Genomic DNA, 24,535 nt, shown 5'->3' with positions numbered 1-24,535 from the left:
TGCCGATTCTTTACCGAACATGTCGCGGTGGATGCGGCCCGGGGTCTCATCATCGACTCGCTTTGCAAGGCACGGTCCTGGTGGCTGTGCACGGCGGGTTGCGGCTTGAATAACATCAAAAGCAGGCAGAACGTGACACACTACGATTACATCGCCATCGGCGGCGGCAGCGGAGGCATCGCCTCCGCCAATCGCGCCGCCATGTACGGTAAGAAATGCGCATTGATCGAGGCCAAAGAGCTCGGCGGCACATGCGTCAACGTGGGCTGCGTGCCCAAGAAAGTCATGTGGCATGCGGCGCAAATCGCCGAGGCCATTCATCGCTACGGCCCCGATTACGGCTTCGACACCACGGTCAATCGCTTCGACTGGAGCACCTTGGTCAAGAACCGAAGCGCATACATCGACCGCATCCATGCTTCGTACGATACGGTGCTGGGCAAGAACCAGGTCGATGTCATTCGCGGCACGGCAAGGTTCATCGATGCGCGCACCATCGAGGTTGACGGCCGGCAATACACTGCCGACCACATCCTGATCGCCACCGGCGGCCGTCCCTTGCTGCCTGATATTCCGGGCGCCGAACACGGCATCGACTCCGACGGCTTCTTCGCGTTGCCTGAGCCGCCGCAGCGGGCAGCCGTCGTTGGCGCAGGCTACATCGCCGTGGAGTTGGCCGGGGTGCTGAACGCACTGGGCTCGCAAACCCATCTTTTCGTGCGCCGGCACGCCCCGCTGCGCAATTTCGACCCCCTGATCACCGAAACCCTCGTTCAGGTCATGCGAGAGGAAGGCCCCGCCCTGCACACCGACGCCGTGCCTCGCGCGGTGGAAAAGAATCAGGACGGCAGCCTGACACTGCACCTGGAGAACGGCAACAGCCATACCGTGGATTGCCTGATCTGGGCGATCGGCCGCGAACCCTACACGGCCCATCTCAACCTCGAAGCGGTGGACGTGGAATTGAACCCCGGCGGCTACATCGCAGTGGATAAATACCAGAATACCAACGTGCCCGGCGTATACGCGGTTGGCGACATCACGGGGCAAATCGAACTTACCCCAGTAGCAGTCGCCGCCGGACGCCGCCTTTCAGAGCGCCTGTTCAACAACAAGCCGCAAGAACACCTCGATTACAGCAACGTGCCCACGGTGGTGTTCAGCCATCCGCCCATCGGTACGGTGGGGCTAAGCGAGCCCGAGGCCCGCGCCAAGTTCGGCGACGATGCGGTCAAGGTGTATCAGTCGGCCTTCACAGCCATGTACACAGCCGTCACCCAGCACCGCCAGCCATGCCGCATGAAGCTCGTCTGCGTGGGGCCGGAAGAGAAGATCGTCGGCATCCACGGCATCGGCTTCGGCATGGATGAGATGCTGCAGGGTTTTGCGGTGGCGCTGAAGATGGGGGCCACCAAGAAAGACTTTGACGACACTGTGGCCATTCACCCCACGGCGGCCGAAGAGTTCGTGACAATGCGGTAGGCGCGCAGGTTCTTTAGGCGCCGTGCGCGCCACCGGCAGCGTTGCCTAGCGACACTCCGAACAACATTGAAGCGAGCCCCTGTGATGCGGGTACTGCCTGGGGCGGGCGTTGGCGGGAGAGCCAGGCGCCGTTGAAGGGAGGGCGAAGGCCCGGACGAAACGGACAGGCGGGCCGAAGGCCGACCGCCTCCGCCCGCCCCAGGCAGTACCCGCAGCGCAGGGGCGGCATTAGAACTAACAGGCGAAATTAAAAATGGTCGGTCAGGCGGTTTGTGGCAGCGCCCTCCAACGCACATTCTCAGCTTCTCCAACTCGAACGGCTTGCTTTGAAGCACCGTGTAGGACAGCGCTTCGCTGTTGCAGGCTGGCGCGTCCGGCTTTTTAAAGTCTGCTGTGCGTCCGTGTTTTGGAATATGCTGCGCCCGGACTAAAATATAAGTTACGCCTATCAGCAACAAGGGATACGCTTACTGATAGTTGCGGAAATGCCAGCCGGATATCCGTCATCTTTCACCGAACCCGCCCAGCAGGCTGCACGGCGGGCCGGATACTTTGCCTTGATTTAGATTCCATGACTGAATTCCAACGCCCTGTCCTTAAACTACCGGATTCCCGCAAGAAGGTGCTGATGCATTCTTGCTGTGCGCCCTGTTCGGGCGAAGTGATGGAAGCCATGACGGCGTCCGGCATCGATTATTCGATCTATTTCTACAACCCGAACATCCATCCTGATCGCGAATACGCAATCCGCAAGGACGAGAACATCCGTTTTGCCGAAGAACACGGCATCGAATTCATCGACGCCGATTATGATCGCGACAACTGGTTCGAACGTGTCAAAGGCCTGGAAAACGAGCCCGAGCGAGGCGAGCGCTGCACGGTTTGCTTCGACATGCGCTTCGAGCGCACCGCGCTCTACGCCCATGAGCACGGTTTCGACACCATCACCAGTTCGCTGGGAATCTCGCGCTGGAAGGACATGAACCAGATCAACGGCTGTGGCGAGCGCGCGGCGGCCCGTTACCCCGACCTGGTCTACTGGACCTACAACTGGCGCAAGGGCGGCGGCTCGGCGCGCATGATCGAAATCTCCAAGCGCGAAGAGTTCTATCAACAAGAGTACTGCGGGTGTATTTATTCCCTGCGCGACACCAACCGCCACCGCCGATCTCAGGGCCGCGAGGCGATCGAGATCGGGGTCAAGTTTTATGGGCGGGACGATTAAGGGCCGATGCAGCGACTGTGGCGGCGAGATTGTCGCGGCTACGTAAGCAAAAGACTATTTCAAAGGAATTTCCATTCTCTTGAAGTAATCGTTCAACACATGGTGAATGGCCGATTCGAGTTTCACCATTGGCCCTGGCTTGAAGTATTTTGATTTCATGGCAAGCTGTAAAGAATCGATCATCAAGCGGTCTTCTTCCAGCACGGTTAGCTGGTAATCCGCATATATCTTGGCTTTCGCTTCGAAATCGGGCACCGAAAAAAACTCTTCGGGAAAGAGGTGATAGCAAACCAGCCGGCAGCTATCCACACCCGTGGGCCAGATGACGATATAGCGCACCTGATCAATGCGGGCGAACATATGTGCGTTTGGCGGCATCCTTACGGTGCCTCCAAACGTATTCTCAAGCTCGGGATCAAGCCACGGCATACGTCCGAACCGGCTCTTCCCATCGGGAGTAGCCGGCGCCGTTACATGGTAGTAGCCTACGCGCCCGTTATCGCCCAACTTGATCTGGTCCGCCGTGGCGTTGAAATGCTTGCCAAACGTATTGGCATGCAGCGTCTTCACATGATAAATATCCAATAGGTTTTCAACGGCGAATTTCCAGTTGCACGCCAAGTCGACGTGCAATTTGGCTGACAGGCGGCAGTTCTCCTGCTTCAGATAATCGAAATCAGTCTTGTACTCTGCGATGAACTCCTCGAATGGCCGTGGAGCATCACTGAAGTTGATGAAGACGTTGCCTCCCCATAAGCCCATGGCGATTTCAGGAAGGCTGCAGGTGCTTCGGTCAAACGTTGTGTTGTCGCCGACCAGCGCCGCGCCAAGCAACTTGCCATCCAGCCGGTACGTCCAGCTGTGATAGGGACACGAGAATACTTCCGTATTGCCTTTTCCGAACGCGACCTCCACCCCACGGTGCGCACAGACATTGGCGAATGCCCTAAGCGTCCCGCTCTTGTCGCGCGCCAGCAAAACCGGTTCATCCAGCCAGCGCAACGCCAGGTAATCGCCGGCATTTTCGATCTCTTCCTCACGAGCGACCAACAGCCACTCTTTCATGAAGATCTTCTGTTTCTCCTCGTGCCAGACTTCGGGACTGGCGTAGATGTCAGGCAGAGCATGGCGGGCCTGCGTGACCGGCATGCGCACCTGAGCCACCTGACTGGATGCTACAACTGACGACATATGCAACTCCTGTATGAGCCTTGACTACGAAATCGCCCTGCCCGCATCAACGATCAGTTCGTCGTTGAGCCAGACAGACTGCGCGGAAATGACCCCATCGGGATGGTTCTCGCCGCCCCCAGGCACCCACCATGGCAAACCCAGGCCTATGGCGTTGCACCCCATGGCGCGAATGTCTTCCACAAAACACTTGCCCGTGAATTGAGCCTTGGGATGCACTCCGTGGGTAAAGTGAATGACATATCCGAATTGTCCGCCGCCCGCTCGCAACAGCGCCCGCTCCAGCACATGACGATCATTCCCCCAACCCTCGACCGCCTGGATCCGTCCATCAACCTGAAGGGTGAGCGGGCTGCGCAGCGGCGTGTAATACTCGTGAAACACAGACTCCAGCACAACTTTTCCAACCACGGTTTCCATCTGGGGATACAGCCCGCAGGCCCCCGGGATCATGTATGTGCCTGGCGCGGCCGCCTGTCGCTTGACGCTGCCTTTCGGCTTTTCCAGCAGATAACTTACGTCGGTGCCCAGCGGTGAAGTAATGCGTACCCGCCCTGCCTGGGCCTGTCTCGTACGGGCCTGGAAGGCCTCCATGTCGTCAAGCACGCCACCCAGCACACCGCTGCCGAAAAGGCGCAGCAAGGCCTCTGAATCGAGGTCGCTGGCCAACATATATCGCACCTTGTCCTGTTCCATGATTTGCGCGTGCAGCGTTGAACCCGCAAGATAGGGGTACGTCAAATCGATCCAGACATCGCAGGCCGCCGCGGCCCCGGAAAGCGGAGCAGGAAGATAGGGATCTGCAAGCTTGCCTTGAAACGGCAGCTGCGGCATCGACAGAACGCACGGTCGGACACCCATGGCAATCAGGACCGCGACAATCGACTGCAAGACGCCTGAATCGCTTCGCGTATCCGCCGTAAGCAACACGTTTTCGTTCGTCTTCACGCACATGTAATCCACGAATGCCTGAGCCGCACCGTAAAGCTCGGGCGGTAACGCACGATTACGCATAAGCCGCGCTCCTTTTCCTCAAATGCACTTCGATTGAATGAGCCACCTCAAGCAAAAACTCGTCTTGGCCCACTTTTGCAAGCAGTTGGAACCCAATCGGCAAGCCTTCTGGCGACAGGGCGCCACGCAAGGCTACGCCCGGGTTCCGGCTTAGATTGAAGGGGTAGCCAAACGGTGTCCAGGCACGGGGATTAGCCTGGGTTTCAGGGCAGTCCGGCATATACAAGCACGCATCGAACGCCGCAGTGGCAGTCATGGGCGTGAACAACAAATCGCATTTATTCAGAAGCCCTGCCACCTGCTTCGAAAAACCTTCCCGATCCTGCATGGCACGTGCAAGCGGAACTTGCCCGGCCTGAATCCCTGCACGTCGTGCATCGCGCACCTGTGGGCTAAGCAACGCCACTTCGTCATCGCTAAGGTCACGCAGCTGCTCTGCATAATTGGCACGGGTATGCGCTGCGAAAATATCTACGGGATCGTGCCAATCGGGCTCGAGCTCGGTTACCGTCGCGCCTAAAGTGCGCAAGGCGTCCAATTGTTTGTCAAATGCGTTTGAAACATCGAGCGCAAGCCACGTTGCATAGCCCAGAGTCCTGCTTGCGACGATATGCAAGCCTTCCAGAGAGTCTCTGCCGGCAAGCTTGAAGACTCCTGCACCGTCAGCCTTCTGTGTCGACCGCGCACACAGCGGCTTCATGCCCAAGACATAGAGCAGCAATGCACAGTCTTCGACGCTATTGGCTATTGGCCCGGGGCAGGTCATGGTTTGCAAGATTTGTCCGCCACCAGACTGAAAGCGTCCTCCGGTGGGTTTATATCCGACCACGCCGTTGAGGGCGGCGGGCACTCTGATGGACCCGCCAGTATCCGTGGCCAGCGCTATCGCGCAGAACCCGGCGGCCACCGATACGGCTGCGCCGCCGCTGGACCCGCCCGCGGTGCGCGAAGCATCATGCGCATTGCGCGTGATGCCAGTCAACGGGCTGATGGTGACGGAGGCACCGCCAAACTCAGCGGTGGTGGTCAGCCCTATGATTACGGCGCCCGCATCCACCAAAGCTTGTACGATGGGCGCCGATCGAACGGCGGGATCGGGCGATGTAATAAGCGAACCACACCTGGACGGCAGCCCCTCGACCGGCAGCATGTCCTTCACGGTAACGGGCACGCCGTCCAAGGGGCTTAGCGGCCTACCCTCTTGCCAACGCATTTCAGATGCCTTGGCGGACAGGCAGGCCGCTTCTTGGTTCAGCGTCGCAATACAGTTCAGCTGTCCATCGTAGGCGGTGATTCTGGCCAGAATTCTGGCCAGTTCGTCAACCGGGGAATAGCCGTCTCGAAAACAGGAGATCAATTCACTCGCAAAAACGGGTGAATCAATCAGTCTCACTTACGCGTGCCCCGATTCGAAACGTGCCACGGAAGAAAGCGCCTGTCCGCCATATCGATAAGGCCGAAAAGCACCACCCCCATCACAGACAATATCGCAATGGCGGCAAATACGAGAGATGTCTGATAGGTTCCCTGCGCCTGCATGATGACGAATGCAAGCCCATTGCTGGAGCCCACGAACTCGCCCACGATCGTGCCGATCAGCGCAAGCGTGATGCCCACTTTCATGCCGGCGAAGATACTGGGCAACGCATTCGGAAACCGAATTTTCCAGAATATCTCGCTACCGGTGGCCCGATACGTGCGCACCATGTCCAGTTGGGCGGGGTCGACCGAGCGCAAGCCCAGAACACTATCCACAACAATCGGAAACACCGCGATCAGGAAAGCCATGAGGACTTTCGATTCGATATCTGTGCCGACCCAGATAATGAACAAGGGCGCAATTGCTATCTTGGGTATGGAGTTGAACGCCACAAGCCCGGTGAACAGGGTTCTTTCGACCAAGGGGGAATGCACAATGCAGATGGCCGCCAGCACGCCCACCAACACCGCTATCGCAAAACCGATAACCGTGGCGGCCAGTGTGTACATCGTGTGACCCAAGAGAAACCCTGCGTTCGCGACCAGTTCATGCGCAATATCGGTGGGTTTGGGAAGCAGGTACTCGCCGACCTCGAAAACCCTGCAGGCAATCTCCCAGATCAGCAGGAAAATAAGCGTCCCCAAAAGCGTGGTGAACGTCTTTCTTAAGACACGTTCCCCCATGCTCTGAGAATCCGGCGTGTTGCGGGAACCAGATTTTAATGTAGACGACGTTTGCATACTATTCACTACCCATTTGATCGAATATCCGCCGAATATGCGCGCTTAGTTCAATGAACTCGTGCGTGTCCCGCATAGTGATATCTCGCGGCCGCTCTAGATCGATATCCACGATCTCCATAATGCGCCCTGGATTGCGCCCCATCACAGCGACTCTATCCGACAGCAGGATCGACTCTGAAATACTGTGCGTGATGAACACGATGGAGGTTTTTCGCTTGGACCAGATTTTCAGCAAGTCAAGGTTGAGTTTGTCGCGCGTGAATTCATCGAGCGCTCCGAACGGCTCATCCATCAGAAGCAATGTCGGCTCGGTGATCAGCGCTCGACAGATCGCCACACGTTGACGCATGCCCCCGGACAACTCCCAGGGATACCTCTTTGCATAGCCGTCCAGGCCGACCATGCTCAGGAGCTCCATGGCTTTGTCGCGCAGTTCGCCCCGGCGGGTGCTGGCCTTGAACTCGAACGGCAAAAGCACGTTGTCGATGATGTTGCGCCAATCGAGCAGAATATCGCGCTGAAACACTACGCCCAGACCGTCCGGGGGGCCATTTACGGCTTTGCCGTCGACCTGGATGGTGCCGGAGGTTATCTCTTCCAGGCCCGCCAGGCAGCGCAGCACGGTGCTTTTGCCGCAGCCGCTGGGGCCCAGAAGACTGAAGAACTCTCCATCCTTGATGCTTAAATCAACGCCTGATAGGGCGGTAAGATCACCGCCGGCAGAATGGTAGACCTTACCAACCTGCTCAAGATGGATATGGACTGCTTTCTCTTGAGAATTGTTATTAACCATTTTTAACGGCGGTGATTTACGAACTGCGGAAGATTTCATGATGATGCGGGAATAAATTCGTTTGTATACATGGACTCGGCTTCTGCATCGGGTCCAACCAGTTTCTGCTCCTTCATGATGTCAATAGTCTCTTGCCAATCCGAAGGAGGCATCCAAAGCAGCGGCTGGTCTTTTGTCGCTTCCGTGTTTAGGAAGGGATAGAACGATTCGACCTGTGCCTTCATGAAGCCACGATTCAAGTTCGCATTGGGACGATGCTTCAAAAGCGCATCAATCGCAGGATCCAGCTCGCCGTCCTCGTAGATGGCCTTCCACGAACGCTGAAACACAGCAACAAAGTCCTTCAGCATTTGCGGACGCTCTTTGATAGTGGATTCATTAGTGATCAGGCCGGAGCTGGGCAAGCCGAGGCCGACGTCGGCAAAGAGCATCCCGTCGGAAGCGCGTGGGGTGAACTCTTTAAGTATATAAAGCGGAACAGTGGTGAACATCACATCACCCTTGCCTGCCATGTAGCTTGAAATCTTGGCAGAAAGATCGACGTTGATGAGTTTCACCTTGCTCTTTTCGACGCCAATCTTTTTGAGATAAGCATCAAGCATGGTCGTTTCAAACGAGCCGGCCGAATAAAGGATAGTCTTGCCTTCGAGATCTTGGGGCGACTTTATTCCGAGGCTGCTGTCATAAACCGCACCGTAATCGCCTTTGCGAACCACGTTTGCAATTGCCTTGATGGGCATGCCTTTATCGCGGCCCATTATCGCGGAAGACAGCACGGCATAAGCAATATCGTATCTGCCCGCAGCGACAAGCGCCGTTGCAGGACCGCTGCCGTTGCCGTCATCGATTTCGACGTTCAGCCCTTTTTCCTTGAACCATCCTTTTTCCACCGCGTAATAGAACGGAGCATGAAGGCCGTATGGCAGAAAATCCAATCGTACCTTGACGTTCTCTTCCGCCTTCGCAGGCGACATCATCAGACCCATTGCTACAGCAAGCATCACGAGCATGAGGCGTCCAAGCGTGGATCGGATATTGCCGACGCGGAAAACGTTAAGTCCGCCTGTTAATAATTTCATCGCAGTCTCCCCGGGGGCGCATAAGTGCATAGGTGCATTATTGGTAAATGTAACTTTCTTAGGACAATAAGTTCCAAAAAAAGAACTTGTACCAATAACGATATAGCCAAACCAGAGCTACTGTCAAACAAATTCACCCCAGGGCAAACCCTAGTAAGAGCGGTTTTAGAAGGAAAAAATAAGGTTCCGTTAAGCAAATTAAAAAGCCGATCTCAAGAAAAGAGACCGGCTTTTTGAACGATACAAAGTGGAGCACAATTTACCTGTGCCCCTCGGTTTACTTACTGAAGCGTCCGCTCAAACACGAACTCTCCGTCGCGCCAATCAACAGGTACGACATCCTTCGGCCCAAATTTGCCCTCGAGCAACAGACGGGCGACCGGGTTTTCAATGTACTGCTGAATCGCCCTTTTAAGCGGGCGCGCCCCGAACACAGGATCGAAACCAGCGCGCGCCAACTGCGCCAGCGCTGCATCGGACACTTCCAGACGCATGTCCTTGGCAGCCAGCCGCTCAGCCAGACGCTCAACCTGGATGCGTGCAATCGATTCGATGTGCTTCGATTCCAGCCCATGAAACACCACCACCTCGTCGATGCGGTTAAGAAACTCTGGCCGGAACGCGGTTTTCAGCTCGTCCCAGATCACTTCCTTTACCACCTCATAAGGCTGGCCGGCCATGCTTTGTATGTGCTGAGAGCCCAGGTTGGACGTCATCACGATGACCGTATTGCGAAAATCGACCGTTCGGCCCTGGCCATCGGTGAGGCGGCCATCATCCAAGACCTGCAACAATACGTTGAACACGTCTGGATGGGCCTTTTCAACCTCGTCCAGCAGAATCACGCTGTACGGATTGCGGCGCACCGCTTCGGTAAGATAGCCGCCCTCTTCGTAGCCCACATAGCCCGGAGGCGCACCAATGAGGCGGGCCACCGAATGCTTTTCCATGAACTCGCTCATATCGACGCGGATCATGTGGTCGTCGGAATCGAACAAAAAGTTGGCCAGGGCCTTGGTAAGCTCCGTTTTTCCCACGCCGGTGGGCCCGAGGAACAAGAAAGATCCATAGGGCCGCGAAGGGTCGGACAACCCCGCCCGCGAGCGCCGGATCGCATCGGCCACCAAAGTGACAGCCTCGTCCTGGCCCACCACGCGCTGGTGCAGGCTTTGCTCCATACCCAGCAGCTTCTCGCGTTCGCCTTGCATCATCTTGGACACAGGGATGCCCGTGGCGCGCGACACGACCTCGGCGATTTCCTCTGCGCCCACTTCGGTTCGCAGCAAACGCGGCTCATCCGTCTCATGGCCTTCCTTGCCGGCTTCGGCGGCTGCCAGGCGGCTTTCCAGTTCGGGGAGCTTGCCATATTGCAGCTCGGCCAACTTGTCGAATTGCCCCTTGCGCTGCAGCTCGGCCATCTCGGCCCGTACACGCTCGATTTCTTCCTTGATTGACTGCGAGCCCTGCACGGCCGCCTTCTCGGCCTTCCAGATCTCTTCGTAGTCGTTGTATTCGCGCTGGAGCTTCTCCAGCTCGGCATCAATGGCTTGCAGTCTGCGCAGCGACGCGTCGTCGGTGTCCCTTTTGACGGCTTCGCGTTCGATCTTGAGCTGGATGATGCGGCGGTCCAGCTTGTCCATGACCTCGGGCTTGGAATCGATCTCCATCCGTATGCGAGCGCCGGCCTCGTCGATCAGGTCGATGGCCTTGTCAGGCAAGAAACGATCTGTGATGTAGCGATGCGACAGTTCGGCCGCGGCAACGATGGCCGGGTCGGTGATGGCCACCCCGTGATGAAGCTCGTAACGCTCTTGAAGACCGCGCAGGATCGCGATGGTCGATTCGATATCGGGCTCGTTGATCTGCACTTTCTGGAAACGGCGCTCCAGCGCGGCGTCCTTCTCGATGTACTTGCGATATTCGTCAAGCGTGGTGGCGCCTATGCAATGCAACTCGCCGCGCGAAAGAGCCGGCTTGAGCATATTGCCGGCATCCAGCGCGCCTTCGGCCTTGCCCGCGCCAACCATGGTATGCAGCTCATCAATGAAGACGATGATGCCGCCTTCGTCGTGAGCCAGCTCTTTAAGCACCGCCTTAAGGCGCTCTTCGAACTCGCCGCGATACTTGGCGCCGGCCAGCAACGCAGCCAGGTCGAGAGAAAGTACACGCTTGCCCTTGAGGGTTTCGGGCACCTCGTTATTGACAATGCGCTGGGCCAGACCCTCGACGATCGCTGTTTTCCCCACCCCCGGCTCACCGATGAGCACGGGGTTGTTCTTGGTGCGGCGCTGCAGTATTTGTATGGTGCGGCGGATTTCATCGTCGCGGCCGATGACAGGATCAAGCTTGCCGCGACGAGCGCGATCAGTCAGGTCGGTGGTGTATTTATCCAGTGCTTCGCGGTTGGCCTCGCCCTCGGCGTCGGAGACTGCCTCGCCGCCGCGAATCGCTTCGATGGCCGCCTCAAGCGGCTTGCGTTGCAGGCCCGCGTCGCGAAGGATGCGTCCCGCCTCGCCCTTGTCATCGACCAGGGCCAGCAAGAACAATTCGCTGGCGATATATGTATCGCCTCGGTTTGCCGCCTCTTTGTCGGTACGCGCCAACACGGACTGCAAGTCGCGGCTGACCTGAACGTTATGGTCGCTGCCTTGTACCTGGGGCATGGCGGCGATGGCCGTGTCGACGTCCGACACGACCCTATTGACCGCAACACCTGCGCGGGCCAACAGGCTGCCCGCCCCGCTGTCATTGTCGGCAAGCAGCGCCGCCAGTACGTGTACCGGTTCAATGTAGGGGCTGTCGTTTCGTAATGCCAGGCTCTGCGCATCGGCGAAAGCCTGCTGAAGTTTTGTTGTAAGTTTGTCGAATCGCATGTTTGTTCAACTCGTAGATGGTTTCATGGCCATGCGTGCGAACAAAGCAAGTGGCACGCCCAGCCCTTGGTATGGTGTTTAGATGCGGACGTTGACAAAAATTTCAAGATGCGAAATCCAATGATGGAGAGCGCCACACGGGCTATCCATACTTTACACTCGGAATGCCGAAGAACAACATTCGAAAAAGGAACAGCAGGTCAATGGGAAAATTCAGGCAGCTGGAAAGCTTTGTTTCTGTCGCTACCTTGGGCAGTTTGTCGGCCGCGGCCCGGGCTGAAGGCGTCGCCCCGGCCATGATGGCACGCAGAATGAATGCGCTGGAAGGCCGGCTGGGCATCAAACTGATGGTTCGCTCGACGCGAAGGCTTTCACTAACGGCCGAGGGCATGCTGCTGTTCAACGATGCGCAGCGCATTCTACGAGAGCTGGCCGACGCCGAGAACCGAGTCGCGCAGGGCGGCGAACAACCCAGCGGACACTTGCGCATCAGTGCGCCCGCGGGTTTCGGCCGGCGTCATGTGGCACCCCTGCTGCCCGGGTTTTTGCGCAATCATCCCAAGGTCACCGTCACGCTCGATCTTACCGACAGGCTGGTCAACCTGATTGAAGAACGCTACGACTGCGCCATTCGCATCGGCGATCTGGACGACTCCAGCATTATCGGGCTGCGGCTTGCCGACAACCGGCGTGTGGTTGTGGCCGCACCCTCTTACCTGGCCCTGCACGGCACGCCGCGCTCTCCCGATGACCTTGTCCGCCACAATTGCCTGGCTTTTGGCGATCAGGGCAACAACCAGGCCCGCGGCTGGCTTTTCCGGCAACCCGACGGCCAGATCAAGCCGGTGCGCGTCAAAGGCACCATGTCATGCAGCGACGGCTCGGTACTGCACGACTGGACACTGCAAGGTCACGGCCTGGCCTGGCGGTCGCTCTGGGAAGTTAGAGAAGATCTGGCCACGGGCCGCCTGGTAACCGTGCTTGACGAACATGCGGCGCCCGCCAATGGTATTTTCGCCATGCTGCCCGAGCGCAAGCACTTGCCGTTACGCGTTCGCGCACTGGTCGATCTGTTGCGGGCGACCTATTCCCAGGACAGCTATTGGGCCACCCACTAACGGCCCCCCAAGCCTCCGGCGGCGGGACGCCCATCGTACAGTGGGTTCGCCAAAGCTTGTACAATGGGGACACCGGCCCGTACAACAATAAATATATTCGGCGGTTACCAGGATGCGTATGCAAAAAAGAATTTCGCTTTCGCCCGAGTCGACCCGCTGCTCGACTTGCATGTTGAATAGCTTATGCCTTCCGCTTGGCATCAACAGCAAGGATATAGCCAAGTTCGAAGAGGTTGTAAGCGAACGTATCCGCATTCCCAAGGGCAGCTCGTTGTTTCACCAGGGCGATCGTGCTGAAGCCATCTATGGCATCCGCTCAGGTTCCATCAAGACACAGCTCGAAGACGCCGTCGGGCAAGTTCAGGTTACCGGCTTTCTGTTGCCCGGCGAGGTCGTGGGCATAGACGGTTTCCTGAATACCACCCAGCTATCCAATGCCATCGCGCTCGAAGATACCGAAGTCTGCGTGGCCCGCATCGACGATATGGACCGTGTCGCGGCCAACGTGCCTGCGGTGCAGCATCAGCTACGCCGCCTCAGCAGCGAAGAGATCAAACGGTCTCAGCAGCTTGTGGTCGCACTGGGCGTGTTGCGGTCCGAACAACGCCTGGCGGCCTTCTTGCTTGATCTCTCGCAACGCCTGTCGGCGCTGGGCTACTCGCCCAACGAATTCGTGCTGCGCATGAGCCGCGAAGAAATCGGCAATTACCTGGGCCTTACCCTGGAAACCGTCAGCCGCCTGTTCTCGCGCTTTGCACGCGAGAACCTGATCCGCATACATCAGCGCGAGGTGCAACTGCTCGACCTGCCCACGCTGCGCCAGGTGTCAGGCATCGATTGCGCCTGAAACGCGTCTAGTAGGTATCAAGCGGGTCGGCTGCAGGGGGGCTGGGCGCCATGAACAAGCTTAACGCGCTTGACAGCGCCGCCATGATCCAAAACAGGAAGAACCCCCCGGCATACATTTGCTGTCTGGATAGCTCGATGAAGCCGAAAATGGGGATATCAAGCGGGTCGACCATGGCAAAGACCGTGGCGCTGGTGGCGGCCCCGATCAAGAAAGACGGCCAAAGTATCCACATCAGTGCGCGTAATTTCATGATGCATCCCCCGTGGCCTCCGCGCCTGCCGCCGCAGCGGCCGATGCGCCACGCTCGATAACCAGGCCTTTTTTGCTGCCCCCATCGGTGATGGGCTGGTCGGCGAAGTTCTGTACCGCCAGACCTATGGTTATTACACACCCCACGATTGCAGCCGCCGGGCCGGCCATGAGTATCCATGGCCAGGGCTCACGCCACCAGGGCTTGCTTTTGTTTGTCTCGCTCATGCTTGTTTGCCTCGTTATTACTTTGAACCACGCCGCTGGTGCGAATCGGCTTAATTGGGAACATAGAAACTGGTTGCCTCGGTGACAACTGTTTCACGCCCCTGATCCGACGTCGCCGTCAGCTGCAGCTGGATATCATACAGCCCCGGCGAAGATTCGGCAGCGGGCGCCCGAACCACAATGGGCACCAGGCGGTTTGCCGACCCCGCAACGACAAGCTGCTGATCGGCATGATCAGCCTGCACGACGGCAATGCCCGGCATGCCTGATGCGTCCAGCGCCAAGGTCAACGGAGTCTCGGACGTATTGATTATCTGCAGGCGATAGACGTTCTCGATCAGCCCGCCGGGCACTTCGCGCCCCAGCGCGCCGCGGTCGCGGATAACGTCCATGCGCAAGGTGCTGCGCGTAGCCATGGACACAACCAAGCCGATGGCGATGACAAGCAGCAACAGCGTATAGGCGATGACGCGGGGCCGGAGCAACCTGCGCCGTACCTGGCTTTGCGTCAAGCCTTCGGTGATGGCGCTGCCGGACGTATAGCGAATGAGCCCACGCGGATAATCCATCTTGTCCATGACCTGGTCGCAGGCGTCGACACAGGCGCCGCAGCCTATGCACATGTATTGCAGCCCATCGCGGATGTCGATGCCGGTGGGACACACCTGGACGCACAGGGTACAGTCGACGCAGTCTCCCATGCCGGCCTCCTTGTGGTCGATGCGCCGCGAACGGCCTCCGCGCGGCTCGCCACGCTTGTAATCGTAGGTGACCACGAACGTGTCATCATCGACCATCACGCTTTGGAAACGCGCATAGGGACACATGTATTTACAGACCGCCTCGCGCATGAAGCCCGCATTGCCCCAGGTGGCGAACGCATAGAACAACAACCAGAACCACTGCCACGGCCCCAGTGAAAGCGCCATAAGGCCGGCGCCCAGTTCGCGTATGGGCGCAAAATAGCCGATGAACGTGAACCCCGTCCAGAAAGCGATTAATACCCAGACGGAATGCTTGGCGGCCTTGAGGCCCAGCTTACGCGCATTCCATGACTGCTCGTCGAGGCGGATGCGTGCCAGGCGGTCGCCTTCGATCTTGCGCTCGACCCACATGAAAATTTCGGTGTAAACCGTCTGGGGACAGGCGTAACCGCAAAACAGGCGACCGGCCATGGCCGTGAACAGAAACAGCGCAAACGCGGATAGCACCAACAGAACCGCCAGGTACACCACGTCTTGCGGCCATAGAACCATGCCGAACAAATAGAATTTACGCGCGCCCAGATCAAACAGCACCGCTTGGCGGCCCTGCCATTGAAGCCACGGCAGGCCATAGAAAATGATCTGGGTGACAAACACCATGACAATGCGCCAGCGGGCAAAAATGCCCGAAACCGAACGCGGATAGACCTTGTTGCGTACATCCGTTAGAGCTTGCTCCACTTGGGGAGAGGTGCCCTTTTGCGGCCGCGCCACAACCTGGGGGCTCCAGGCCGGAGAGGCCTGGGCTCCTTGGGAGCCGCCCGCAGAAGAAGGTTTATTGCGATCGCTGTTCATCACGGTCCTCGTTAATCAGCTTGTTCGCCCTCGTTCGTCAGCCCCCACACCCAAGCCGTGAGCATGCGGATCTGCTGAGTGGTCAGGATGCGTTCCTGAGCCGGCATCTGGTTCTCGCGTCCGTTAAGGATGATATCGACGATGCTGGCTTCGGAGCTGCCATGCAGCCAGATGTTGTCGGTGAGGTTTGGCGCGCCCAGGGCAGTGTTGCCCTTGCCTTCCGCCCCGTGGCAGGCCACGCAGTATGTGTCGTAGCCGCGCTTGCCGGGGACGACGCGCAGCGAGTCGGCCGCCAGGCCGGACAATGAGCGGACGTACTGGGCAATGTCGGATGCCTCGGCGGGGCTGATGGTGCCGCGCCAGGGCGGCATGACGCCATGGCGTCCTTTGGTGATGGATTGCTCGATCTGTTCTGGTGTGCCGCCATACAGCCAGTCTCGGTCGGCCAGGTTGGGGAAGCTGGGGCCGCCACGTGCATCAGAGCCATGGCATTGCGCACAGTTGTTCAGAAACAGGCGCTGTCCGATCTGCTGGGCCTCGAGATCGCCCGCTATCTGCGGAATGCTCATGCTTTCGTAGCGCGCATAAACAGGAGCGATCTGCTCGGCCTGCGCCCTCTGTGCCTGCCGCACCGACTCGGCCGACGAGTAATTAAGCACTCCCTGGAAACTTCCAAGGCCGGGATACAGCACCAGGTAACCCAGCGCGAACACGCACAGGCCCAGGTAGAACACCGTCCACCAGCGGGGTACCGGGTTGTTGAGTTCGGACAGGTCGCCATCCCATACGTGTCCGGTTTCCTCGACCTGCTTCACCTCTTTCTTGAGCCAGGCCCGCTGGGAAAACAACAGCCAAACGCAAAATACGATGCCGCCCAACGCGATGGCCGCAATGTAATAACTCCAGCCGCTGTTAAAAAAGTCACTCATGAGACTCCCCTTGTTTCTTCTGTTCTGCGCCCTGCGCCTCTTCTTTTTCGGCCTGTTCTTTCTGCGCCGCCTGATCGACTTCGTCGGGCTGTGCAAACGGCAGCAGCGACGCATCGCGGTTGGCCTTGCTTCTGCCTCGCGAGAATGCCCACCAGACGATGCCGATGAAGGTGAGCAGCGCAATCAGAGTGGCGATTCCGTTGAATATGGACATCAGGGTTCTCCGGCCATGATGTCGGCCGCAGCCTGGCGTCCGGCCACGCCCAGGCCTTGCAGATAGGCCACCATGGCGTCTTCTTCGGTTTTGCCCTCAAGGGCCTCGGGAGCCGCCTCGATCTGCTCGTCGGTGTAGGGAACACCCAGATAGCGCAGCACGCGCATGCGTTCCTGGATGTTTGCTCCTTCGACCGTGTTGTGCTGCAGCCACGGATAAGCAGGCATATTGGACTCGGCCACGACGGCGCGCGGATCACGCAGGTGAATGCGGTGCCAATCATCGGAGTATCGCTGCCCCACGCGAGCCAGGTCGGGACCGGTGCGCTTGGACCCCCACAGGAAGGGACGGTCGTATACGAACTCGCCCGCGACCGAATAAGGCCCGTAACGCTGGACTTCAGACTGAAGCATGCGGATTTGCTGCGAGTGACAGCCCACGCAACCCTCCCGGATATACAGGTCGCGGCCTACAAGCTGCAGGGCCTCGTATGGCTCGATGCCCTCGACGGGCTTGGTGGTTGAATGCTGAAAGAACAACGGAATGATCTGGGCCAGCCCGGCGATGGATATCACCAGGATGCTGAAGAAGATCAACAGCCCGACGTTGGTTTCGAGCAATTCGTGACTGAAGCGTTTTTTCTGGTTGCTTGCCATTTTCAAGACTTCCTTTAAGCGACCACTTGGGCGGCGACGGGCGCCGTCCGGGGCGATGCGGGCCCCACCAGCGTGGGGTCGGTGCTGTCCGGGTTGTACTTGTAAACCTCGGGATTGGGCTTGGGCTGGCCCTTGATGGTGCAATAGGTATTCCAGGCCATGACGAACATGCCGCCCAGGAAGAAGAACCCGCCCAGCAAGCGAATGGCATACAGCGGATACGTGGCGCTCACGCCTTCGACGAAGCTGTAGGTAAGCGTGCCGTCGACGCCGGTGGCGCGCCACATCAGGCCCTGCATGACGCCGGCCACCCACATCGAGCTGATGTACAGCACGACGCCGATGGTGGCGAGCCAGAAGTGAAGCTCGATCTGCTTGACGCTGGCCATGGAGGTGCGTCCGTACAGGCGGGGAATCATGTAATAGAGGGAGCCGAAGGTGATCATCGCGACCCAGCCCAGCGCGCCCACGTGAACGTGACCGACGGTCCAGTCAGTGTAATGAGACAGCGCATTGACGGTTCGGATGGACATCATCGAACCTTCGAAGGTGGCCATGCCATAGAACGACAAGGCGGTGACGAGGAACTTGAGAATAGGGTCGGTGCGAAGCTTGTGCCATGCGCCGGAGAGGGTCAAGATGCCGTTGATCATGCCGCCCCACGAGGGCGCCAGCAAGATCAGCGAAAACACCACGCCCAATGCCTGGGTCCAGTCGGGCAGCGAGGTGTAGTGCAGGTGGTGCGGGCCGGCCCACATATAGGTGAAGGCCAGCGCCCAGAAGTGCACGATGGAAAGGCGGTAGGAATATATGGGTCGATCAGCCTGCTTGGGCACGAAGTAATACATCATGCCCAGGAAGCTGGTCGTCAGGAAGAAGCCGACGGCGTTGTGGCCATACCACCACTGCACCATGGCGTCTTGGACACCCGCGTAGGCCGAGTACGACTTCCAAAACGTGACGGGGATCTGGATGTTGTTGAAGATGTGCAGCACCGCGATGGTAACGATGTACGAGCCATAGAACCAGTTGGCAACATAAATGTGCCTGACGCGCCGTTTGGCGATGGTGCCGAAGAACACTACCGCGTACGAAATCCACACCAGGGCGATCAGGATGTCGATGGGCCACTCGTACTCGGCATATTCCTTGGTGCTGGTATAGCCCATGGGCAACGTAAAGAACCCGGCAAACAGGGCCAATTGCCAACCCCAGAAGGTAAAGGCGGCAAGTTTGTCTGAAAACAGGCGTACCTGACAGGTGCGCTGCACGACGTAATACGAGGTGGCGAACAAGGCGGTGCCGCCAAAGGCGAAGATCACCGTATTGGTGTGCACCGGACGCAGGCGGCCATAGCTAAGCCAGGGCGTGTTGAAGTTCAGTTCAGGCCAGATAAGTTGGGCGGCGATAAGCACCCCCACGCCCATGCCGACTATCCCCCAGAATATGGTCATGATCGTAAACTGCCTGACCACGCCATAGTTGAAGGTTTCCGGCTGATCAGCCAAAGTACCCGCAGTACTCATGGAATTCCCCTAATTACAAACTACGAAAAATAAATTTTTCACGTTGCCGGCGCTTGCCGGCAAGACTTAATCTTTGAGGCGCTTTGCCTCGGCGGCCTGGTCTTCGCCGGCCTTCTCGCCGACGCCGGTGTCGTCGTCGTGCAGTATGGATTTGCCGGCGGCCTCGCTGTTGTCGAACTGGCCGGCAAAGATCGCCCACCAGAACGCAGCCCCAATCGCCACCACGAAGACCACAGAAATGGCGATAAGCAGGTACATGGCCTCCATATGGGCGGCCCTAGCTCGGGACGGCGACCGCGCGGGTCGATTCCAAGGAGGTTTGGCGCCGGTAAAGCCACCAGGCGTTGGCCGCCACGGCAAGTGAGGACAGCAGCATGGTGATGGCCGCCAGCCAAGGCTGCACCCAGCCGATAGCCGCCAAGGGCATTACCAATACATGCCACAGCATGGCGCCCAGCAGGCTCTGGCGCGCGACGCGCTCGCTTGACTGGACCAGGCCATGCAATTCGTGTTCGGTGGTGGAGCGTCGCGCCATAAGGCCGGCGTGGGCGGACGCAATGGAAGTGGGCACGGCCATGGCCATGGCGCAGGGGCAACTGATAACCAGCATGGCCACCATGATGCCGACGGCGCGCTCGGGCATGTAAAAATACCAGAAGACGCCGACGCTGAAGGCGACCCCCAATTGGATGACTGTAAACCAGATGGCAACGCGATCCGCCCTTTCGGAAAGCCTGCCGCGATGTTGTTCGATAAGATCGTGCATGCGACCGCTGCCGACGGCTTGCCGGGCGCACAGCTCTAGATATCGTGCCGTTAGCAGGAAGGCCACGAACATCGTGACGGAATCAAAATACACTTCGCCATGCCGGGCCCAGGTGGCATACGTGCTGGGAATGAATGCGGCGGCGATGCCAAGGGCCACGGGAACGTCCATGCTGATTCTGGACTGGCGCATGCGATGTAGTGCGCCCTGCCAGATGGGCCACGCACAGTACAGTACGACTGGAAGGGTAAGCGCGAGGCTGATCCAGTTCATGAATACGATGGCGCTGTCCAGAAAGGAGCGATCTTCGGGGCCCATGGCGCCGCCGCGCAAATAGCCCGGAAAGGCGAACATCATGACCTGCATCATGACCAGCCACGCCAAACCGAGGCGGGCAAGCATGTGTCGCCGGCGCAGGCGCTGAGCCTGCCCGAGGGTATCTGGGATGGTAAAGATCGAGAACGCGCGCATGATGCAAGGGACTATAACGTTGCATTGCACAATATGCCTTGATCTAGATCAAGGAGCGGTCTGTTCCCCTCTCGAACACTCGAGATTCTCTTGCGCCCTGGGTCGTGGCCCGGGTTTTCTAGCGCCGCTGGAGGCGCACTGCTCCGGGCGGAGCGGTCGGGCGGTTTGCGGCAGCGCCCTCCAACGCCCCGCCTGGAGCAGTGCGCCTCCAACGGCTGGCGGTGGCGGTGGCAGTGGCGGCGGTGGTAGCTGATGGTGGCGGTGGCGGCTGGCCGCGATCTGGCAACAGCCCACGCCACTTCGGAACAATGCTCAGGCGACTTGGCGGTCTTTCACGGGAGTGTCGAACTGGGCCTCTTCCGTGGAGCCGGTCAGCGCCGTGGTGGACGATTCGCCTCCTTCGATGGTCTGTGTGACCGCGTCGAAGTAACCCGTGCCGACTTCCCGCTGGTGTTTGACGGCGGTAAAGCCCAGCTCAGCGGCGGCGAACTCTTTCTGCTGCAGTTCGACAAAGGCGCTCATCTGGCGACGCGCGTAGCCGTGGGCGAGTTCGAACATGCCGTAGTTAAGCGCATGGAAACCTGCCAGCGTGATGAACTGGAACTTGTAGCCCATGGCGCCCAGTTCGCGTTGAAAACGTGCCACTGTGTCGTCGTCCAGATTCTTCTTCCAGTTGAACGACGGCGAGCAGTTGTAAGCCAGCATCTTGCCGGGGAATTGCTTATGGATGGCCTCGGCAAAACGTCGTGCGTAGTCGAGGTCGGGCGTGGAGGTCTCGCACCACAGCAGATCGGCGTAAGGGGCGTACGCCAAGCCACGCGAAATCCCTTGTTCGATGCCGGGCTTAGTGCGGAAGAAGCCTTCGGCGGTGCGCTCGCCGGTGATGAATGGATGGTCGTTCTCGTCCACGTCGCTGGTGATAAGGTCGGCGGCGTCTGCATCAGTACGCGCCAGCAGCACGGTGGGCACGCCCAGCACGTCGGCGGCCAGGCGCGCAGAGACTAATTTGGCCACAGCCTCGCGTGTAGGCACCAACACCTTGCCACCCATGTGGCCACACTTCTTGACCGACGCTAATTGGTCCTCGAAATGAACGCCGGCGGCGCCCGCCTCTATCATGGCCTTCATCAGTTCAAATGCATTGAGCACGCCGCCGAAGCCAGCTTCGGCATCGGCAACGATGGGGGCGAAGTAATCGACATAGCCTTCGTCGCCCGGGCCAACTCCTTCCATCCATTGAATCTGGTCGCAGCGAGTCAGCGAATTGTTGATGCGGCGTACCACCTGGGGAACCGAATTGGCAGGGTAAAGAGACTGATCGGGATACATCTCGCCCGCCAGGTTGGCATCGCCCGCCACCTGCCAGCCAGAAAGATAAATAGCCTTGAGGCCGGCCTTGACCTGCTGCATGGCCTGGTTGCCCGTCAATGCGCCCAGCGAGTTGACGAAGTCTTCGGTTTGCAACAACGACCACAGCTTTTCAGACCCGCGTCGCGCCAGGGTGTGCTCGACCATCAACGAGCCGCGCAGCCGCACGACCTCATCAGCGCCGTAGCCGCGCTTTACGCCCTGCCAACGTGGGCTTTCGGCCCAATGGTTTTGAAGCTCGCGTACTTGCTGTTCGCGTTTGGACATGGTTTTGTCTCCTGAAGAGTGAAAGAAAATTGACCAGATATGGGAAAAATTCTACGCCTCTTGTGCAGGGCAAAACACACTTATGTCTTATATAAGACTAAATATTTTACTATTGTAAATCAATAGTTTAACTATTTTATTCCGCATTACGGAATGATTTTTACCAATATGAAACCACGGACGCTGCCGTGCAACACAACTATTTCATATCACGAACTCATCATTCCACACTATGAAATTCCTGGCGCAGGCTACAATTGAACCAGCCACTTCTTCCCGGTTATCCCATGAATTCACAACTCGACAACCCACCACTGGGCCACGAAACGGTCTATCCGCAAGCTTACGATCCCAACCTGCTGTTTCCCATCGAACGCGCCCCCAACCGGCTCAGCCTGGGTGAAATCCCCAACTGGTCCGGCGCCGACATCTGGAACGCCTACGAGATTTCGTGGCTGAACGCCAAGGGCAAACCCGTCGTGGCGACGGCCCGTTTCGTGTTCCCACACGACAGCCCCAAACTCGTGGAGTCCAAATCGTTCAAGTTGTATTTGAATTCGTTCAACGAAGAGCGTTTCGCCGATGAAACCGAAGTTCTTGCGCGCATGCGTAAAGATTTGGCCGGCGTATGCAAAGCACCGGTGGAGGTAACACTATTTTCGTTGGGCGAACAGCAGGGGCACGCCTACCAAGCGCTTGAAGGCGTCAACATCGATGGCGCTGATGTGGAAATCGAAACCTACACGCCCTCGCCCGATTTACTACGCTGCGTGCCATCCGGCCCCGACATCGAGGAAACCCTGGTGTCCGATCTGCTGAAATCAAACTGCCCCGTTACAAGCCAACCCGACTGGGCCAGTGTGCAAATCCGCTACGCCGGACCGCAAATCGACCGAGAAGCATTACTGAAATACATCGTGTCGCTGCGCCGGCATGACGAATTTCATGAACATTGCGTCGAGAAAATATATTGCGACATCTGGCGTCTCTGCCAACCGCGCTCGTTGCTGGTGTACGCCCGCTACACCCGCCGCGGCGGTCTGGACATCAACCCCTGGCGAGCCAGCCACCCCCAGGAAGTCTCGCAATCGCGCACCGTCCGACAATAAACCCGGGCTGGAACACGACCCCGCGTTCGCAAACACCCAGGCCCCGCAGGGCTTAACTCAACCGGCAGCCACCTGCGCCCGGCTGCGGCCATTGACCGACCGCGCCACCATGCAGGCCAGCCAGGCCGCAATGCCGAAAGCCGCGGCAGCCCCTATCCAGGGCCCCTGCGTATGTCCGGCGTCAAGCATCAGCCCAAAACCCACCGGCCCCAGCGAAGCACCCACGTCCATACCCGAGTAAACCAGGCCGTAGACCGTACCTGTGGCGCCTTTGGGCGTGACCCGGCGGATGAGCATATCGCGCGACGGCGTGGCCACTCCGGCGCAGAAACCCGCCAGACCCACCACAATCATGGCCAGCGGCGAAATCAGTACGCCAGAGGCCAATAACACCAGCAACCCCCCCGCAGCGATCAAAGACAGTGCCACCGTTCGCTCATTGTTGGGCGTAGCACCCACCAGGAAGCCACCTGCGATCATGCCCAGCGCGGACGCCAGCATGTAGCCCGACAACGTCGTTCCGGCCATCACCTTGTCGATACCGTAAACGTCACCGAGCATCGGGATGGTGTAGTTCTGAACAGCCGAAATTGCAATCGAGGTGCACGCAAAGAAAAAGAAAGCGCCCCACAGAGCGGGCTGCGTCAGCAGCGTCGCCAACGTGCGTCCTACCGACTGCTGTGCCAGGTCGATGGTTTCATCCTCTGCATGCCGCCGCGCTTGTTCGGGGGCGCTTTTCGCCTTGGGGCTGCGAGCCGCGAGCTCTTCATTGCGACCGGCCAGAAGGTCGCGGCCAATCCAGATAAGCAGCAACACCGCGGCCACCAGCCCCGCCGCGCCGAAGGCAGCCACGCGCCAGTCGGCCAAATGAATGAGCGTGGTCATGAACACCGGCGTCAATGCCCAGCCCAGGTTGCCGGTGAAGCCATGAGTGCTGAAGGCGTGGCCGAGGCGGCGCGAACTGACCCTATGGTTGATGATGGAAAAGTCGACCGGATGGAATACAGAGTTGCCGGCTCCGCCTATCACCGCCGCAATCACCAGCATGGCGTAGTTGGTCGACAAGCCTATCAGCACGCCCGATAGAACAAAGCAAGCCAGCCCGAAACGCAATACGGGAGTGGGCCCGATGCGGTCCACCACGAAGCCTGACGAAGCCTGGCCCAGACTGGAGATGATGAAGAACACCGACACCAGGAAGCCCAGTTGCACGAAATCGAAACCGAATTCGCCGGCCAGGGGCAGGAACAAAGTCGGAAAAACCAGTTGAAAAAAGTGCGAACAAGAGTGTCCGGCGCCAATGAGGCCGATTATTTTCCAGTCACGGCGCTTGATGGCCGGGGTA

The 24,535-nt window shown here is 58.6% G+C and carries 23 protein-coding genes; 5 read left to right on the top strand and 18 right to left on the bottom strand.

From position 1 onward, the window contains the following. The first annotated feature begins 132 nt into the window (after positions 1-132). Together gorA and ACIY1O_RS14010 are read left to right on the top strand one after the other, a co-directional pair. Positions 133-1,482 (top strand): glutathione-disulfide reductase, encoded by a 1,350-nt coding sequence (gorA, locus tag ACIY1O_RS14015; protein WP_397475718.1) that lies wholly within the window; start codon positions 133-135, stop codon positions 1,480-1,482. Between the two features lie 571 nt (positions 1,483-2,053). Next, on the top strand, positions 2,054-2,707 hold the full coding sequence (locus ACIY1O_RS14010) for an epoxyqueuosine reductase QueH (RefSeq protein ID WP_397475717.1): 654 nt from the start codon (positions 2,054-2,056) through the stop codon (positions 2,705-2,707). Positions 2,708-2,761: 54 nt separating this feature from the next. On the opposite strand, the gene ACIY1O_RS14005 is transcribed toward ACIY1O_RS14010, so the two are convergent. From ACIY1O_RS14005 to clpB, 7 genes are all read right to left on the bottom strand, one after another. Continuing rightward, positions 2,762-3,898: an aromatic ring-hydroxylating oxygenase subunit alpha gene (locus tag ACIY1O_RS14005; RefSeq protein WP_397475716.1), complete on the bottom strand. Its 1,137-nt coding sequence runs from the start codon at positions 3,896-3,898 to the stop codon at positions 2,762-2,764. 24 nt (positions 3,899-3,922) lie between these two features. Next, positions 3,923-4,912 (bottom strand): 2,5-dihydroxypyridine 5,6-dioxygenase NicX family protein, encoded by a 990-nt coding sequence (locus ACIY1O_RS14000; protein WP_397475715.1) that lies wholly within the window; start codon positions 4,910-4,912, stop codon positions 3,923-3,925. Beyond that, positions 4,905-6,305, bottom strand: coding sequence for an amidase (locus tag ACIY1O_RS13995; protein ID WP_397475714.1), 1,401 nt, complete (start codon positions 6,303-6,305; stop codon positions 4,905-4,907). Before ACIY1O_RS13995 ends, ACIY1O_RS14000 begins: the two co-directional genes overlap by 8 nt. Then, entirely contained in the window at positions 6,302-7,075 is a 774-nt protein-coding gene (locus ACIY1O_RS13990; protein WP_397475713.1) for an ABC transporter permease, read from the bottom strand. The genes ACIY1O_RS13995 and ACIY1O_RS13990 overlap by 4 nt, the downstream gene beginning before the upstream one ends. Positions 7,076-7,133: 58 nt before the next feature. Further along, positions 7,134-7,928 (bottom strand): ABC transporter ATP-binding protein, encoded by a 795-nt coding sequence (locus tag ACIY1O_RS13985; protein ID WP_397475712.1) that lies wholly within the window; start codon positions 7,926-7,928, stop codon positions 7,134-7,136. 35 nt (positions 7,929-7,963) lie between these two features. Beyond that, positions 7,964-9,007, bottom strand: coding sequence for an ABC transporter substrate-binding protein (locus tag ACIY1O_RS13980; RefSeq protein ID WP_397475711.1), 1,044 nt, complete (start codon positions 9,005-9,007; stop codon positions 7,964-7,966). Positions 9,008-9,288: 281 nt separating this feature from the next. Continuing rightward, positions 9,289-11,880 carry an ATP-dependent chaperone ClpB gene (clpB, locus tag ACIY1O_RS13975; RefSeq protein WP_397475710.1) on the bottom strand — a complete coding sequence of 864 codons (2,592 nt, stop codon included), beginning with the start codon at positions 11,878-11,880 and terminating at the stop codon, positions 9,289-9,291. Positions 11,881-12,083: 203 nt separating this feature from the next. On the opposite strand from clpB, the gene ACIY1O_RS13970 reads away from it, so the two are divergent. Both ACIY1O_RS13970 and ACIY1O_RS13965 read left to right on the top strand, forming a co-directional pair. Then, entirely contained in the window at positions 12,084-12,998 is a 915-nt protein-coding gene (locus ACIY1O_RS13970; protein ID WP_397475709.1) for a LysR family transcriptional regulator, read from the top strand. A gap of 118 nt (positions 12,999-13,116) precedes the next feature. After that, a complete protein-coding gene (locus ACIY1O_RS13965) occupies positions 13,117-13,845 on the top strand; it encodes a helix-turn-helix domain-containing protein (RefSeq protein ID WP_397475708.1) in 729 nt (242 codons plus the stop codon). A gap of 7 nt (positions 13,846-13,852) precedes the next feature. Here the strand turns inward: ACIY1O_RS13965 and ACIY1O_RS13960 are convergent, their stop codons facing one another. The 10 genes from ACIY1O_RS13960 to aceA form a co-directional block, all read right to left on the bottom strand. Next, positions 13,853-14,098, bottom strand: a complete 246-nt coding sequence (locus tag ACIY1O_RS13960) for a hypothetical protein (RefSeq protein WP_397475707.1) — start codon at positions 14,096-14,098, stop codon at positions 13,853-13,855. Beyond that, on the bottom strand, positions 14,095-14,325 hold the full coding sequence (locus ACIY1O_RS13955) for a FixH family protein (RefSeq protein WP_397475706.1): 231 nt from the start codon (positions 14,323-14,325) through the stop codon (positions 14,095-14,097). Before ACIY1O_RS13955 ends, ACIY1O_RS13960 begins: the two co-directional genes overlap by 4 nt. A 50-nt stretch (positions 14,326-14,375) precedes the next feature. Further along, positions 14,376-15,884: a cytochrome c oxidase accessory protein CcoG gene (gene ccoG / locus ACIY1O_RS13950; protein ID WP_397475705.1), complete on the bottom strand. Its 1,509-nt coding sequence runs from the start codon at positions 15,882-15,884 to the stop codon at positions 14,376-14,378. A gap of 11 nt (positions 15,885-15,895) precedes the next feature. Then, on the bottom strand, positions 15,896-16,813 hold the full coding sequence (gene ccoP / locus ACIY1O_RS13945; protein ID WP_397475704.1) for a cytochrome-c oxidase, cbb3-type subunit III: 918 nt from the start codon (positions 16,811-16,813) through the stop codon (positions 15,896-15,898). After that, positions 16,806-17,027: a cbb3-type cytochrome oxidase subunit 3 gene (locus ACIY1O_RS13940; protein WP_397475703.1), complete on the bottom strand. Its 222-nt coding sequence runs from the start codon at positions 17,025-17,027 to the stop codon at positions 16,806-16,808. Before ACIY1O_RS13940 ends, ccoP begins: the two co-directional genes overlap by 8 nt. Continuing rightward, on the bottom strand, positions 17,027-17,683 hold the full coding sequence (gene ccoO, locus ACIY1O_RS13935; RefSeq protein ID WP_397475702.1) for a cytochrome-c oxidase, cbb3-type subunit II: 657 nt from the start codon (positions 17,681-17,683) through the stop codon (positions 17,027-17,029). Before ccoO ends, ACIY1O_RS13940 begins: the two co-directional genes overlap by 1 nt. A 14-nt stretch (positions 17,684-17,697) precedes the next feature. Further along, positions 17,698-19,209 carry a cytochrome-c oxidase, cbb3-type subunit I gene (ccoN, locus tag ACIY1O_RS13930; protein WP_397475701.1) on the bottom strand — a complete coding sequence of 504 codons (1,512 nt, stop codon included), beginning with the start codon at positions 19,207-19,209 and terminating at the stop codon, positions 17,698-17,700. Between the two features lie 66 nt (positions 19,210-19,275). Continuing rightward, positions 19,276-19,467, bottom strand: a complete 192-nt coding sequence (gene ccoS / locus ACIY1O_RS13925) for a cbb3-type cytochrome oxidase assembly protein CcoS (RefSeq protein ID WP_397475700.1) — start codon at positions 19,465-19,467, stop codon at positions 19,276-19,278. Between the two features lie 19 nt (positions 19,468-19,486). Further along, positions 19,487-20,446, bottom strand: coding sequence for a P-type ATPase actuator domain-containing protein (locus ACIY1O_RS13920; protein WP_397475699.1), 960 nt, complete (start codon positions 20,444-20,446; stop codon positions 19,487-19,489). Positions 20,447-20,758: 312 nt separating this feature from the next. Next, the gene (gene aceA / locus ACIY1O_RS13915) at positions 20,759-22,081 is read right to left on the bottom strand and encodes an isocitrate lyase (protein ID WP_397475698.1); all 1,323 of its coding nucleotides are present in this window, start codon (positions 22,079-22,081) and stop codon (positions 20,759-20,761) included. 287 nt (positions 22,082-22,368) lie between these two features. Here aceA and queF point away from each other — a divergent pair, with 287 nt between their 5' ends. Continuing rightward, positions 22,369-23,190 (top strand): NADPH-dependent 7-cyano-7-deazaguanine reductase QueF, encoded by an 822-nt coding sequence (queF, locus tag ACIY1O_RS13910; RefSeq protein WP_397475697.1) that lies wholly within the window; start codon positions 22,369-22,371, stop codon positions 23,188-23,190. A 57-nt stretch (positions 23,191-23,247) separates the two neighbouring features. Here queF and ACIY1O_RS13905 read toward each other — a convergent pair. Continuing rightward, on the bottom strand, positions 23,248-24,535 hold a 1,288-nt coding region (locus tag ACIY1O_RS13905; RefSeq protein ID WP_397475696.1), incomplete at its 5' end, for an MFS transporter.

The sequence above is a fragment of the Pusillimonas sp. genome (assembly GCF_044464525.1).
In the GTDB taxonomy this organism is placed as follows: domain Bacteria; phylum Pseudomonadota; class Gammaproteobacteria; order Burkholderiales; family Burkholderiaceae_B; genus Pusillimonas.
This window is presented reverse-complemented; position numbering and strand designations above follow the sequence as displayed.

Bases quoted from the DNA above. Each gene is read 5' to 3' on its own strand.
- ACIY1O_RS14010 (WP_397475717.1), top strand. From the start codon at position 2,054: ATGACTGAATTCCAACGCCCTGTCCTTAAACTACCGGATTCCCGCAAG.
- ACIY1O_RS14005 (WP_397475716.1), bottom strand. From the start codon at position 3,898: ATGTCGTCAGTTGTAGCATCCAGTCAGGTGGCTCAGGTGCGCATGCCG.
- ACIY1O_RS14000 (WP_397475715.1), bottom strand. From the start codon at position 4,912: ATGCGTAATCGTGCGTTACCGCCCGAGCTTTACGGTGCGGCTCAGGCA.
- ACIY1O_RS13990 (WP_397475713.1), bottom strand. From the start codon at position 7,075: ATGGGGGAACGTGTCTTAAGAAAGACGTTCACCACGCTTTTGGGGACG.
- ACIY1O_RS13985 (WP_397475712.1), bottom strand. From the start codon at position 7,928: ATGGTTAATAACAATTCTCAAGAGAAAGCAGTCCATATCCATCTTGAG.
- ACIY1O_RS13980 (WP_397475711.1), bottom strand. From the start codon at position 9,007: ATGAAATTATTAACAGGCGGACTTAACGTTTTCCGCGTCGGCAATATC.
- clpB (WP_397475710.1), bottom strand. From the start codon at position 11,880: ATGCGATTCGACAAACTTACAACAAAACTTCAGCAGGCTTTCGCCGAT.
- ACIY1O_RS13970 (WP_397475709.1), top strand. From the start codon at position 12,084: ATGGGAAAATTCAGGCAGCTGGAAAGCTTTGTTTCTGTCGCTACCTTG.
- ACIY1O_RS13965 (WP_397475708.1), top strand. From the start codon at position 13,117: ATGCAAAAAAGAATTTCGCTTTCGCCCGAGTCGACCCGCTGCTCGACT.
- ACIY1O_RS13960 (WP_397475707.1), bottom strand. From the start codon at position 14,098: ATGAAATTACGCGCACTGATGTGGATACTTTGGCCGTCTTTCTTGATC.
- ACIY1O_RS13955 (WP_397475706.1), bottom strand. From the start codon at position 14,325: ATGAGCGAGACAAACAAAAGCAAGCCCTGGTGGCGTGAGCCCTGGCCA.
- ccoG (WP_397475705.1), bottom strand. From the start codon at position 15,884: ATGAACAGCGATCGCAATAAACCTTCTTCTGCGGGCGGCTCCCAAGGA.
- ccoP (WP_397475704.1), bottom strand. From the start codon at position 16,813: ATGAGTGACTTTTTTAACAGCGGCTGGAGTTATTACATTGCGGCCATC.
- ACIY1O_RS13940 (WP_397475703.1), bottom strand. From the start codon at position 17,027: ATGTCCATATTCAACGGAATCGCCACTCTGATTGCGCTGCTCACCTTC.
- ccoO (WP_397475702.1), bottom strand. From the start codon at position 17,683: ATGGCAAGCAACCAGAAAAAACGCTTCAGTCACGAATTGCTCGAAACC.
- ccoN (WP_397475701.1), bottom strand. From the start codon at position 19,209: ATGAGTACTGCGGGTACTTTGGCTGATCAGCCGGAAACCTTCAACTAT.
- ccoS (WP_397475700.1), bottom strand. From the start codon at position 19,467: ATGTACCTGCTTATCGCCATTTCTGTGGTCTTCGTGGTGGCGATTGGG.
- ACIY1O_RS13920 (WP_397475699.1), bottom strand. From the start codon at position 20,446: ATGCGCGCGTTCTCGATCTTTACCATCCCAGATACCCTCGGGCAGGCT.
- aceA (WP_397475698.1), bottom strand. From the start codon at position 22,081: ATGTCCAAACGCGAACAGCAAGTACGCGAGCTTCAAAACCATTGGGCC.
- queF (WP_397475697.1), top strand. From the start codon at position 22,369: ATGAATTCACAACTCGACAACCCACCACTGGGCCACGAAACGGTCTAT.